This is a genomic window from Staphylococcus sp. GDY8P67P (genome assembly GCF_017892545.1).
Lineage (GTDB): Bacteria > Bacillota > Bacilli > Staphylococcales > Staphylococcaceae > Staphylococcus > Staphylococcus ureilyticus.
The window spans coordinates 316,356-330,651 of record NZ_JAESLH010000022.1; the positions used below are offsets into that span (position 1 = coordinate 316,356).

Sequence of the window (14,296 nt, forward strand, 5' to 3'; positions counted from 1 at the left end):
ATAGGGAGGATACGCAATGAGTCGTTGGAAAAGAATAAGTCTACTCATTATTTTTACATTAATTTTTGGCATTATTGCATCCTTCCATGAATCAAGATTAGGGAAATGGATAGACAATGAAGTTTATGAATTCATATATTCTTCTGAAAGTTTTATAACTACTACATTTTTCTTAGGAGTAACTAAAATCGGGGAAGTATGGGCAATGGTTTGTTTATCATTATTACTTATCGCCTATTTAATGCTTAAAAAATTAAATATAGAGGCACTTTTCTTTGCAATAGCAATGAGTTTATCAAGTACTTTAAACCCATTATTAAAAAACGTATTTGACAGAGAACGACCTACACTATTACGTCTCATAGATATCTCTGGTTTTAGTTTTCCAAGTGGACACGCAATGGGGTCAGCCGCTTTCTTTGGCAGTACCATTTACATTGCTAATCGTGTCTTGAAAGGTAAAACAAAAGGAATTATGATAGGTCTTTCAGCACTATTTATTATTTTAATTTCATCATCAAGAGTATATCTTGGTGTTCATTATCCAACTGATATCATTGCCGGTATCATTGGTGGTGCTTTTTGTGTCGTATTATCAACATTAATATTAAGACACAAATTAAAAATTTAAAAAATAACGAAATAGAACAAATGGCAATTTCTATATAAAATAGAAATTGCCATTTTTTAAATTCATCTGAGATACTTATATCTCAAACTTAATTTAATTGTGTCAAAAATTATTATAAAAACCGATTTCATAATGCAAACCGGTTTCTATATATACGTTGATTTACAACGTTAGTCTTTTACGGGCATATAAAAGGGGATATTTACGAAAATGATCAATTCTACTAAAACAAATATGTGTGGGGGGAATGTCTATGTAGTATTGATAATCATTTTCAATTACATTATACAACACTGAGAATAATTGTCAATTAGATTTCGAATATTTTCTTATTTTTTATTTCAACATCGTTATACTTATTTATATTCAATATCTTATTTTATTTTTAATACCCTGTTACTTTCTATAAACTGTTATTTCATATATTATATATTTTGAGGTGTAAGCAATGACAAAAATTTTAATTGTGGAAGATGAACAAAATCTTGCACGTTTCATCGAGTTAGAATTAGAGCACGAAAACTATGCAGTAGATATTGAATATGATGGCAAACCTGGGTTGGAAAAAGCTTTAACAAATGATTACGATTTGATTTTGTTAGATTTGATGCTACCTCATATAAATGGTTTAGAAATTTGTAGACAAGTCAGACAAAATAAATCCACTCCTATAATTATTATCACAGCAAAAAGTGACACTTACGATAAAGTAGCTGGATTAGATTATGGGGCAGATGATTATATAGTAAAACCCTTTGATATTGAAGAATTATTAGCAAGAATAAGAGCAATGTTACGTAGACAGCCGCAAAAGAACATCATCGACATGCAAGGCATTATTATAGATAGAGATGGCTTTAAAGTAACTGTAGATGGTAATTCTTTGGATTTGACGAAAACAGAATATGATTTATTGACCTTATTAGCTGAAAATCGTAATCATGTATTACAGCGTGAACAAATTATCGCAGATGTGTGGGGTTATGATTCAGAAGTTGAAACTAACGTTGTTGATGTATACATCCGCTATTTAAGAAATAAGCTTAAACCATATAATAAAGATAAAATCATAGAAACTGTACGTGGCGTGGGATATGTGGTTAGAAAATGAAACAGCGTAAATTAAAAACCAAGTGGATGATTATCACAACAACGATTACGTTTTCAACCATATTTATATTTAGTTTAATTATCATATTCTTTCTAAGTAACGCATTACGTCACAACGAACTAAGCGAAGCTGAAAGAAGTTCATCGGATATCATTCAACTTTTCGAATCTAAACAATTGAATGATATTACACCATTAGACTTAAATGCTTCGTTAGGTAATTTTCAAAAAGTGATTCTTTATAATAAAAATGGTGAAAAACAAATAGAGACTTCAAATGACAACGATATCGTTTATTCACCTAATTTCAAACCTAAAGAAATTGATACGGCTTTAATAAAAAAATACCATAACAACGATTATTTAATTATTACAAACCGGATTAATACGCACCATTTTAAAGGATATAGCGTAATCATTCATTCTTTAGAGAATTATAATGCACTCGTCAATTCATTGTATTTTATTGCACTCATATTTGGAGTGATTGCTACTTTTATAACTGCAATGGTAAGTTATTTCTTCTCTGCACAAATTACAAAACCATTAATCTTAATGTCTAATAAAATGCAGCAAATTCGTCGTGATGGTTTCCAAGAAAAAGTGGACTTAGTTACTAATTATGAAGAAACAGATAATTTAATTGTCACTTTTAATGAAATGATGTTCCAATTAGAAGAATCGTTTAACCAACAGCGTCAATTTGTTGAAGATGCTTCACATGAGCTACGAACTCCATTACAAATTATTCAGGGTCACTTAAATTTGATACAGCGGTGGGGCAAAAAAGATGCAGCAATTCTTGAAGAGTCACTCGACATATCCTTAGAAGAAATGACTAGAATTACAAAATTAGTTGAAGAATTATTATTGTTAACAAAAGATAACAACAATAGTAAAGAAAATGAAACCGAAAGTGTAGAAATTAATCAAGAGATTACATCCAGAATTAAATCACTAAAACAACTTCATCAAGATTATGTTTTTGAATTTGTACCTTATCAAAAACCGCTTAATATAAAAATAGACCGTTATCAATTTGAACAAGTACTAATTATCTTCATTGATAACGCCATGAAATATGATCAAGTTAATAAATATATTCAAATTCAAACAAATCTAAGGAACAAACAAATATCAATTGAAATCACTGACCATGGTGTAGGTATTCCAAAAGAGGATATAGATTTTATTTTTGACAGATTCTATAGAGTTGATAAATCCCGTTCCAGAAAGTTAGGTGGCAATGGTTTAGGTTTATCGATAGCTAAAAAAATCATTGAATTAAATCATGGGACAATTCATGTAGAAAGTGAAGTAGGAAAATACACGACATTTAAAATCACATTTTGATTATTAACAGGTTACTCATTCAAGTAAAAATATGTTACGCTATAAAATGAAAATACAATTAGCAGAGCCAAATAAAATCAGGTTCTGCTTTTTTCATATAACTAGTTATTGATACTTTAATTTGCGTTTATTTAATGCTATTATTGATTTGTAAGCGTTTTAACTATTTTGTGGAGGGTGTAATATGAGCAACGAAAGTCAGGTTACCCAGGCACCTGTAAATTTCGGGGCAAATCTTGGATACATTTTAGATCTATATGATTTATATTTGAATGATCCAGCTTCAGTCCCTGAAGATTTACAAGTCCTATTTAGTACAATCAAAAACGGTGAAGCAAACATCACAACAAATACAGCTGATGGTCAACAAAATACGACTAAAGCTGATAGCACGATTAAACGTGTTATGCGTCTCATAGATAACATACGTCAATATGGGCATTTATTGGCAGATATTTATCCAGTTAACAAACCTGAAAGAGAAAATGTTCCAAAATTAAATATTGAAGATTTTAATTTGGATAAAGAAACACTAGAGTCAATTTCAGCAGGTATTGTATCTGAACACTTTAAAGATATTTACGATAATGCTTATGAAGCTATTGTTCGTATGGAAAAACGTTATAAAGGACCTATTGCATTTGAATATACACATATCAATAACAATAGGGAACGTGTATGGTTAAAACGTAGAATAGAAACACCATACAAAGCAACATTAAACGATAATCAAAAGATTGAATTATTTAAAAACTTAGCACATGTAGAAGGCTTCGAAAAATATTTACACAAAAACTTTGTGGGCGCAAAACGTTTCTCAATAGAAGGTGTAGACACACTAGTGCCAATGTTACAACAAACATTAAGACTTGCTAGTGACGAAGGCATTCAAAATATACAAATAGGTATGGCCCACCGTGGTAGATTAAATGTACTTACACATGTGTTAGAAAAACCATATCAAATGATGATTTCTGAATTCATGCACACTGATCCAATGAAATTCCTACCAAAAGATGGTAGTTTAGAATTAACTTCAGGTTGGTCAGGAGATGTAAAATACCATCTCGGTGGTGTAAAAACTACAAATTCTTATGGCAGTGAGCAGCGCATATCTCTTGCGAATAATCCAAGTCATCTTGAAATCGTTGCGCCGGTTGTATTAGGTAAAACACGTGCAAATCAAGATGATACCGACAAACCTGGAAAAGTTCATACTGATTTCCATAAATCTATGCCAATATTGATTCATGGTGATGCTGCTTACCCAGGACAAGGTATTAACTTCGAAGCTATGAATTTAGAAAATTTAGACGGCTATTCAACAGGTGGTACACTCCATATAATCACTAATAATAGAATTGGCTTTACAACTGAGCCAGAAGATGGTCGTTCTACAACGTATTCATCTGATGTTGCAAAAGGCTACGATGTACCTATCATGCATGTTAATGCAGATAATGTTGAAGCAACTATTGAAGCAATTGAAATTGCTATGGCGTTTAGAAAAGAATTCCATAAAGATGTTGTCATTGATTTGGTTGGTTATCGTAGATATGGGCACAATGAGATGGATGAACCATCCATTACCAATCCGTTACCATACCATAATATTCGAAAACATGACCCTGTTGATGTACTTTATGGTCATCAATTAGTTCAAGATAATATTATTTCTGAAGATCAAATGAATCAAATCTTTGATGAAGTTCAAAAAGAACTCCGTGCCGCTCATGATGAAATAGATAAAAACGACAAGATGGATAATCCAGATATGCAAAAACCAGATAGTCTTGCCGAACCACTCCAAAGTGTCGATGTGGATGTAAGTTATGAACAACTTAAAGAAATTAATGATGCAATGCTATCATATCCATCTAACTTTAATGTTCTTAAAAAATTAAATAAAGTCTTAGAGAAAAGAAGAGAGCCTTTTGAGAGCGAAGATGGATTAGTTGATTGGGCTCAAGCAGAACAATTAGCATTCGCAACAATCACTCAAAAAGGTACGCCTATTCGCTTAACTGGACAAGATAGTGAACGTGGTACATTCAGTCACCGTCACGCCGTACTCCATGACCCTGATTCAGGTGAAGAATATATCCCACTTCACAATGTTCCAGGACAAAAAGCAACTTTTGAAGTGCGTAACTCGCCACTATCAGAAGCAGCGGTTGTTGGTTTTGAATATGGTTATAATGTGCAAAATAAAGATTGTATGACAATTTGGGAAGCCCAATATGGAGACTTTTCTAATATGGCTCAAATGATATTCGATAACTTCTTATTTAGTGCTAGAGCTAAATGGGGGGAACGTTCAGGTTTAACGCTATTCTTACCTCATTCATTTGAAGGTCAAGGGCCTGAACATTCATCTGCACGTTTAGAAAGATTCTTACAATTAGCTGGGGAAAATAACAGTACAGTAGTAAACTTATCAAGCTCAAGTAACTACTTCCATTTACTGAGAGCTCAAGCTGCTAGCTTAGGTACACAATCAATGAGACCACTAGTAGTAATGTCTCCTAAGAGTCTCTTACGTAATAAAACAGTTGCTGACCCAATTGATAAATTTACATCTGGAAAATTCGAACCAATTTTACCAGAAGAACATGATAAAGAAGCTGTTAAAAAAGTAATTCTAGCGTCAGGTAAAATGTTTATTGATTTAAAAGAATATTTAGCAAAAAATCCAAATAATTCAATTTTACTAGTTGCCGTGGAAAGATTATATCCATTCCCAGCTGAAGAAATTGAAACATTACTAAATGAATTACCTCATTTAGAAAATGTAGCTTGGGTACAAGAAGAACCTAAGAACCAAGGCGCTTGGTCATTTGTTTATCCATATCTGAAAGAATTAACTACAGATAAATACGATTTAAGCTATCATGGCCGTATTCAACGTTCAGCTCCTGCTGAAGGTGATGGAGAAATACACAAACTTGTTCAAAATATGATAATCGAACAAAGCACAAAATTTAACTAGGGGGAAGTTAAGCATGCCAGAGGTAAAAGTTCCAGAATTAGCAGAATCCATTACAGAAGGTACCATTGCAGAATGGTTAAAACAAGTCGGTGATAGTGTAGATAAAGGTGAAGCTATCCTTGAATTAGAAACAGACAAAGTAAACGTCGAAGTAGTTTCTGAAGAAGCTGGTGTATTGCAAGAATTACTTGCAAATGAAGGTGATACGGTAGAAGTTGGCCAATCTATCGCTGTTGTAGGCGAAGGAAGTGGCAATAATAATTCAGAAGCACCTAAACAAGATAATTCTGAATCACAAGCAGCTGATAGTAACGAAAAATCAGAGCAACCAAAATCAGAAGCTCAAAATGATAATGAAAGTACTGCTGACGATTCACAAAGTAAAGGACAACGTGTTAATGCGACACCATCTGCACGTAAATATGCACGTGAAAAAGGCATTGACTTATCCGAAGTAGCAACGCAATCAAATGATGTTGTTAGAAAAGAACATGTTGATCAATCACAAAATAATAAGAATGAACAAGCTGCACAATCATCATCAAAAGAAGAACCTAAAAAACAAGCAGCTCCACAAAACCCAACAAAACCAGTTATCAGAGAAAAAATGTCTCGTCGTAAGAAAACAGCTTCCAAAAAGTTATTAGAAGTATCTAATAATACAGCAATGCTAACAACATTTAATGAAGTTGATATGACAAATGTGATGAACTTACGTAAACGTAAAAAAGAACAATTCATTAAAGATCATGATGGTACAAAACTAGGTTTCATGTCATTCTTTACAAAAGCATCAGTAGCAGCATTGAAAAAGTACCCTGAAGTAAACGCTGAAATTGATGGTGAAGACATGATTACGAAACAATACTATGACATCGGGGTTGCCGTATCTACAGATGACGGATTACTCGTACCATTTGTAAGAGATTGTGATAAGAAAAACTTTGCCGAAATTGAAGATGAAATAGCTAATTTAGCTATCAAAGCGCGTGATAAAAAATTAGGTTTAGATGATATGGTAAATGGCTCATTTACTATTACCAATGGTGGTATCTTTGGTTCAATGATGTCTACACCAATTATTAATGGTAGCCAAGCTGCGATTCTAGGTATGCATTCTATTATTACACGTCCGATTGCTATCGACGCAGACACAATTGAAAACCGTCCGATGATGTACATTGCATTAAGTTATGATCATAGAATCATCGATGGTAAAGAAGCAGTAGGTTTCTTAAAAACTATTAAAGAATTAATTGAAAATCCAGAAGATTTACTATTAGAATCTTAATCCACAACACAAAATAGTTTACTAACCTTAATACAACGACGTTCAGCGTCGTTGTATTTTTATGTGCTTATTTCATTTTTGATAACATTCAAATGCACGCTCTAGTATTATTTTACTGTTGAAAGTCATTGTAATGATTTGAATATAAAATAAAAAGCACCTAAATTATTTAAGTGCTTTTGTATTATATGATAGATATTATTACTAATAATAAAGCACAAGCTAAGCAGATGTAGCCTGTAACTTTAAAATTTTGCTTAAAAAATACATAACTTAAAATGAAAATAGATAGAGTTAGACTTAAGATGGATAGTAGAACAGATACATGAATGATATTAAAACTTATGAAAATATGAAAAACAAATAACATTGTAGCTATTATTAATAATATTATTTCAAGTGGTTTTAAATCTTTCATTTGAGGATTGACCATAATATTGTCCTCCCTGAATTTATCAAATTAAGCATATCCATATCATCAAACATGAAAAGCTGTAAAAATATTCATTTCAATCTATTGATATTATTAATAATGAATAGTCATATGTAAGTACACAGGTTCATCATGTTGGTTTAAATATTGGTGAAATATATTTCCATTGAATTTAATAGCTTCATTTTTATGAATAACAAAGGTTTCTCCATCTAATATAAGTGTTAAGGTACCTTCATAGACTGTGATATATTCCATTGTATTTGATCCATGGGGCGACCCGTCCATTTGCCCTTCAACTCCAATAACAACCATATAGCTTTCAAACTTCTTTTCAATATCAAACTTAAATAGAGGATATGCTTTATATTTATTATCTTCTGAAATTAAGGGTTGTATTTCATTCAAACTAACTTTCTGTATAATATTGCTATTTTCTTGTGTTAATTCTGTGAATGATACTTTTAAACCATTTGCTATCTTCCATAATGTTGTGATAGATGGAATGGATATCTTACGTTCTATTTGTCCCAACATTGTTTTACTTACACCTGTGACATCAGATAATTGTTCCAATGAATAACCACTTTGTTTTCTATATAATTTTAAATTTTCAGCTATAATGTCGTTAATTTCTCTCATCAATTTAAGCACCTCTATTTACAATATAACGTATAAACCATATACTTTAAAGACCAAACATTATAACGTAAATTTGGACGTTATAATGTTTTGATACGTGAGGGAGATTAAAATGTTAATAATATCTATGCTTATATATGCTGTTGTTGCAAGCTTTACACCCGGTCCTAATAATATAATGGCTTTGTTTTTTTCTCAAAATTTAAATTTTAAAAGCAGCTTACGATTTTCAATTGGTGTTGGATTTGGTTTTCTTTTGTTGTTACTAATATCCAGTATATTTAATACAACTTTGCATGCCGCTTTTCCTAAAATTGAATTTTTGATGAAAATATTTGCATTTATATATTTACTTTATTTAGCTTTAAAGATTTCTATGAGTTCTATTTATGGGACAAAGCAAACTTTTAGTCACAAGCTCAGTGGTTTAAAATCTGGTGTAATGCTACAATTCATTAATCCTAAAGGAATTATTTATGCTTTAACAGTAATTTCTACTTTTATCACACCTTTTTCTACGGATTGGCAAAAACAATTACCCTTTATTATCTTACTGGCTATTATCGGTTTTTTAGGTACTTTGAGTTGGGGTGTTTTAGGTTCTTTATTTAAATCATTTATATCAACACATGAACGTATATTTAATTTTGTCATGGCTGGTCTATTAGTTTATGTTGCTATAAATATTTTAATACACTAGTTATGAAATGATTGTTATTTAATGATTATCATATTGTTGTGAAAATTCGCGCGGACTACAACCATATGAGGTTTTAAATCTTCTGTAAAAATTCGAATAATCACTAAAACCACAATGAGTTGCTACTTGTTGTGGATTTTCTCCATTTTTTAATAACCTTTGAGCATTTTGCAAACGCAGATTTAATAAATAACGATATGGTGGATAGCCAACTAGTTTTGTAAATTGTTGCGTGATTTTATGTCGACTTACAAAAAATTTATTTTCAAGTTGCTCTAATGATATTTCCTGACTGTAATGTAATTCCATATAGTCTAATACCTGTCTAACTAAGTGACTAGATGGGTCATCACTATAATCAACGATACCTTCATTTTCTATTGCTACTCTATTAAGTATGATTAAAAACTGTGTCAGTAAAGATTTAGCAGCTAAATCTTTACCAAAAGCTTGATTATCTTGTTCATTAATTAAACCTTGTAACAAATAATATAATTCTCTTTTTTGATATTCCGATAACTGCAATAGATATTTAAATTTAGATGAATATTTATCAAAACACACGCTTAGATCACAATTTTCTACAGAAAGTTCATTTATTATTTCAGCATCAAATCGTAAGCCGATACGCTCTGCGTGACCATCCTTTTGTTCATCCAAACGATGGAATTCGTATGGTGGAATAATGAGCATTGAGCCAACCTCTAAATTAAAAGATTGTCCTTCTATGGTATAAAGCAAATTTCCAGATAATGAAAAAAATATTTCATAATGATCATGATAATGTAATTCATTTCCAAAATGACCGTCACTTATTTTATGCCATGCGGCGTATTGACCATCAAAGGGTAATGAAATTGTATCAAATTGTTGGGTAAATGTTTCTCTATCTTTCATGAAAATATCCCTCCTGCTCAAAAAACATACTTTTTTCCATGATTTACAATGTTGTTATTTTTCCCTCAAATTATAATTATATTATAACACTAAAATATAAATATTTTTGAAAGGAAGAATGAATATGACATCAACTCAAATTGGCGTTCAAATGATGATGCTCAAACAAAAAGTACAAGAAGAAGGATTATATAACGTACTGAAGAAAGTCAGTGATTTAGGTTATAATGCGGTCGAAATTTCTCAAATCGACATGAACCCACAGAATATTGAAGCAATGCAACAAGCGATTAATGATTTTGGAATGAATATTGCAGCAATGTCCTGTGGTGTAGAGCATATATCTGCTAAACAAAAATATCCTGGAGATACATTAGAAGATGATTTCGATAAAATTGTAGCTGATTGTAAAGCTGTGAACTGTTCTATTTTGAGAATAGGAATGTTACCAATTAACTATATGGGATCCAAAGAAAGCACCTTACAATTTGCTGAAATTTGTGAAACTTATGCCAAAAGACTTAAAGAAGAAGGCATTGATTTATACTATCATGCCCATAATTTAGAATTTGTTCAATACAATGGACAATTTATGCTTGATTTAATGAGAGATCATACAAATCATTTAGGTTTCGAACTAGATATCCATTGGATTTGGAGAGCAGGACTTAATCCAATAGATGTCATTCCAAAATATGCAAATCGTATTCGTGCTATACATTTAAAAGACTATCGAGTAGGTGAAATAGATATGTCACAATACCCTGGCGAAGGACATGAAAAATTATATTATATGTTACATATGATTACTCAATTTGCTGAATTAGGAAAAGGCACTTTACCGCTTAAGGATATTATTGAAATTGGACGTGAAAGTGGCAGTGAATATTTCTTCGTTGAACAAGACGAGCTATACGGCGAAGATCCATATAATTGTTTAACAATTAGCCGGGACCACTTATATGATCTGGGTTATAAATCTTGGTTTTAATGTTTACTCTAAAATAAATATTCTGTGCTTATTTACATTTAATTAAGTAAGCGCTATCAAAATGATAAGGATGTAGATACGATGTTTAAAAATATTGAGATCTCTGGATTTTCTGATGAAATCGCTTCAGATTTTCAAACACAGTTAAAAACGGTAAATGAGCTAGGCATGAGCTATATTTCCTTACGTGGAATTGATGATAAAAATATTGGTGATTACTCAGTAGAAATGATTAAGAAAGATGTAATTCCTCGCTTAAAGCAATGGAATATCGGAGTATCATCTATAGGTTCACCAATTGGCAAAATTTATATAGATGATGAAGCAGCGTTTGAAAGACAATTAGTAATGCTCAAATCATTATGTGAAATAAGTCAATTGCTCAATTGTCAGTATATTAGAATATTTAGTTTTTATATTCCTAAAAAAGACAATTTTGATGATTATAAAAATGTAGTGATTTCAAAATTAAAGGAATTTGCAAAAATAGCTGAGCAATACAATATTGTACTGTTACATGAAAATGAAAAAGATATTTTTGGTGATATTGCTCGTCGATGTAAACTTATTCTTGATGAAGTAAACTCTCCAAATTTCAAGGCGATATTTGATTTTGCGAACTTTGTCCAATGTGGAGAAGATACACAGGACTGTTACGACTTACTTTCAGATGACATAGCGTATATCCATATTAAAGATGCAGTATACAAAGATAATGTTAATGTGCTATGTGGTACAGGTGATGGTCAGATTGAAAGTATCTTAGTACAATTTTTTGAATCAGGTTATCAAGGATTCTTAACACTTGAACCGCATCTTGTCGTTTTTGATGCTATTAAAGACTTAGAATTAGAACATTCAACTGAAACAATTCAAAATTCTGCTGCAAAAGATGGTGCAGAAGGATATAAAATGCAATATGAAGCACTTTTGAAAATATTATCGAATATAAACAATAAGGAGAATACACAATGAAAAAAATTCGTTTAGGCATTATTGGTTTGGGCGCTCAAGGGAGTACGTATGCTGAATTTATTAAAGCTGGTAAAATTCCACAAATTGAAATTGGAGCGATTTGCGACATCAATACTGAAAAGAAAAATGAAGTAAAAAATCATTATCCTAATGTACCATTTTATAATGACTATATCGCTATGCTAGAAAGTGGGGATGTTGATGCAATTGTTACAACCGTTCCTCATTATCTGCATACTGATATAGGTAAAGAAGCCTTAAAACGGGATATTCACGCTTTACTTGAAAAGCCGGCTGATATTTATGCTGAAAAAGTGAAAGAAATAAGTGAATTAGCAGCATCCAAACCACATTTAACATTTGCGATATTCTTTAATCAACGCACAAATCCACTTTATCAAAAAGTAAAATCTCTTATTGATGACGGTGTAATTGGAAATATTCGTCGTACGAATTGGATCATCACGACTTGGTGGCGTCCTCAAGCATACTATGATCAAAGTTCATGGAGAGCTACATGGTCAGAAGAAGGCGGCGGTGTTTTAGTAAACCAAGCGCCACACCAAATAGATCTATTACAGTGGCTATGTGGGATGCCAAAATCTGTGTTTTCAAATATTAAATATGGCTATCAGCGTGATTTAGCGGTTGATGATGATGTAACAACCATTCTAGATTATGGCAATGGTGCGACAGGTGTATTCATTACATGTACCCACGATATTATCGGTACTGATCGTTTAGAAATCACAGGTGATAATGGCAAAATATTAGTTGAAGATAGTAAGACAATCACATTGACACGTCTAAAAGAATCAGAAACACAAATGAATCGAAATATGTCTTGGGAAGAAGCAGCTAAAATCTTTAAAGGCAACGGATTAGAAAATATTTATGATCAGCAAACATTTGAATTTGAAAGTGTATGGGGTGAGCAACATATAAATGTATTAGAAAATTTTGCCGCTAATATCATTGACGGGACACCTTTAATTGCGCCTGGAAATGACGGCATAAATGGCGTGAATTTAGTAAATGCAATCTATTTATCTAGTTGGACAGGTAAAGAAGTAACAGTTCCAGTAAATCCCTCAGAATTTAAAGATGCATTAAAGCAACAAATTCAAAACGAAGCACATTAAAAATGTTTAAAATCGGAGCTGGTAATATGTTGAAAATTGGAATTATAGGACTAGGTGATATTTCAGCAATACATCTCAATACGATAGAGGCAAATTCCAATGTAGCATTAGTAGCTGCATGTGATATTGATAACGCCATGCAAACTAAAGTACCCAATGCTCAATTTTTTACAAATTTTGAAAATATGTTAAAAGAAGTGGATCTAGATTGTGTACATATTTGTTTGCCTCATCATTTACATGTATCTGCGACAACTGCCTGTGTAGAAAGAGGTATACATGTTTTGCAAGAAAAACCTTTATCAATTAATACTAAAGAAGGATTAAAATTAATACAATTAGAGCAAAAATATCCAGATACTAAAATATGTGTTTGCTTTCAAAATAGATTTAATGAAACATTTCAAACTTTAAAACAGATAGTACAAAGCAAAAAGTTTGGTGAAATCATTGGTATAAAAGGTATCGTTACTTGGTTCAGACCTGAATCATATTATACTGATAAACCATGGCGTGGAAAATTAGATACTGCTGGAGGTGGTGTATTAATCAACCAAGCCATACACACCTTGGATTTAATGCAATTACTTTGTGGCCCTGTTGATACAATTAAAGGCAATGTATCACAATTGTTAGATTATCATATTGAAGTCGAAGATACCGCTTCTGCACATATTAAATTTAAAAATGGGGCGAATGGAATGTTTTTTGCCACTAACGCTAATTTTGGCAATTCAAGTATCGAACTTCAAGTCATTTTTGAAAATGAAAAATTCACAATTAAAGATAATATACTTACACGTGTTAATAAAGAAGGATACAAAATTCATATTATTGAAGATAAAAAATTGCCAGGTACAAAATCATATTATGGACCAAGTCATGGGACACTCATAAATCAATTCTACGATTCCATTTATAATCACACTAAAAACTATATACATGTTAAAGATGCATTACCATCAATAGCAATCATAGATGCAATACAAAAATCTTCACAAACAAATGAGACAATTCATTTTACGAGTATTTAGCAAACAAATGAAATTTTGGTATTTTAATTTATTGTGGAACATAATCATAGCGATTAAAAGTAAACTCATTCAAGTTAATTAATGAACTGGTCAGAAATCCTTTTTATA

The 14,296-nt window shown here is 31.6% G+C and carries 12 protein-coding genes; 10 read left to right on the forward strand and 2 right to left on the reverse strand.

Annotation, left to right across the window (positions count from 1 at the left end):
- Positions 1-16: 16 nt before the first annotated feature.
- From KA833_RS09435 to sucB, 5 genes are all read left to right on the forward strand, one after another.
- Positions 17-631, forward strand: a complete 615-nt coding sequence (locus tag KA833_RS09435) for a phosphatase PAP2 family protein (protein ID WP_046208270.1) — start codon at positions 17-19, stop codon at positions 629-631.
- Between the two features lie 448 nt (positions 632-1,079).
- Entirely contained in the window at positions 1,080-1,742 is a 663-nt protein-coding gene (locus tag KA833_RS09440; RefSeq protein WP_210128490.1) for a response regulator transcription factor, read from the forward strand.
- Positions 1,739-3,094, forward strand: coding sequence for a HAMP domain-containing sensor histidine kinase (locus tag KA833_RS09445; protein WP_046208272.1), 1,356 nt, complete (start codon positions 1,739-1,741; stop codon positions 3,092-3,094). The genes KA833_RS09440 and KA833_RS09445 overlap by 4 nt, the downstream gene beginning before the upstream one ends.
- A gap of 184 nt (positions 3,095-3,278) precedes the next feature.
- Positions 3,279-6,083 carry a 2-oxoglutarate dehydrogenase E1 component gene (locus KA833_RS09450; RefSeq protein ID WP_046208273.1) on the forward strand — a complete coding sequence of 935 codons (2,805 nt, stop codon included), beginning with the start codon at positions 3,279-3,281 and terminating at the stop codon, positions 6,081-6,083.
- A gap of 13 nt (positions 6,084-6,096) precedes the next feature.
- Complete coding sequence (sucB, locus tag KA833_RS09455) at positions 6,097-7,374, forward strand: dihydrolipoyllysine-residue succinyltransferase (protein ID WP_210128491.1); 1,278 nt, start codon at positions 6,097-6,099, stop codon at positions 7,372-7,374.
- 526 nt (positions 7,375-7,900) lie between these two features.
- On the opposite strand, the gene KA833_RS09460 is transcribed toward sucB, so the two are convergent.
- Positions 7,901-8,449 (reverse strand): helix-turn-helix domain-containing protein, encoded by a 549-nt coding sequence (locus tag KA833_RS09460; RefSeq protein ID WP_064208960.1) that lies wholly within the window; start codon positions 8,447-8,449, stop codon positions 7,901-7,903.
- Between the two features lie 112 nt (positions 8,450-8,561).
- Here KA833_RS09460 and KA833_RS09465 point away from each other — a divergent pair, with 112 nt between their 5' ends.
- On the forward strand, positions 8,562-9,149 hold the full coding sequence (locus KA833_RS09465) for a LysE family translocator (RefSeq protein ID WP_064208961.1): 588 nt from the start codon (positions 8,562-8,564) through the stop codon (positions 9,147-9,149).
- Between the two features lie 18 nt (positions 9,150-9,167).
- Here the strand turns inward: KA833_RS09465 and KA833_RS09470 are convergent, their stop codons facing one another.
- A complete protein-coding gene (locus tag KA833_RS09470) occupies positions 9,168-10,046 on the reverse strand; it encodes an AraC family transcriptional regulator (RefSeq protein ID WP_046208278.1) in 879 nt (292 codons plus the stop codon).
- A 124-nt stretch (positions 10,047-10,170) separates the two neighbouring features.
- Between KA833_RS09470 and KA833_RS09475 the strand changes: the two genes are divergently transcribed.
- The 4 genes from KA833_RS09475 to KA833_RS09490 all read left to right on the forward strand — a co-directional run bounded on the left by KA833_RS09475 (position 10,171) and on the right by KA833_RS09490 (position 14,188).
- Positions 10,171-11,037 carry a sugar phosphate isomerase/epimerase family protein gene (locus tag KA833_RS09475; protein WP_064208962.1) on the forward strand — a complete coding sequence of 289 codons (867 nt, stop codon included), beginning with the start codon at positions 10,171-10,173 and terminating at the stop codon, positions 11,035-11,037.
- A gap of 81 nt (positions 11,038-11,118) precedes the next feature.
- Entirely contained in the window at positions 11,119-12,012 is an 894-nt protein-coding gene (locus KA833_RS09480; RefSeq protein ID WP_046208280.1) for a sugar phosphate isomerase/epimerase family protein, read from the forward strand.
- Positions 12,009-13,154, forward strand: a complete 1,146-nt coding sequence (locus KA833_RS09485; protein WP_046208281.1) for a Gfo/Idh/MocA family protein — start codon at positions 12,009-12,011, stop codon at positions 13,152-13,154. Before KA833_RS09480 ends, KA833_RS09485 begins: the two co-directional genes overlap by 4 nt.
- Before the next feature lie 26 nt (positions 13,155-13,180).
- Entirely contained in the window at positions 13,181-14,188 is a 1,008-nt protein-coding gene (locus KA833_RS09490; protein WP_064208963.1) for a Gfo/Idh/MocA family protein, read from the forward strand.
- Positions 14,189-14,296: the final 108 nt, after the last annotated feature.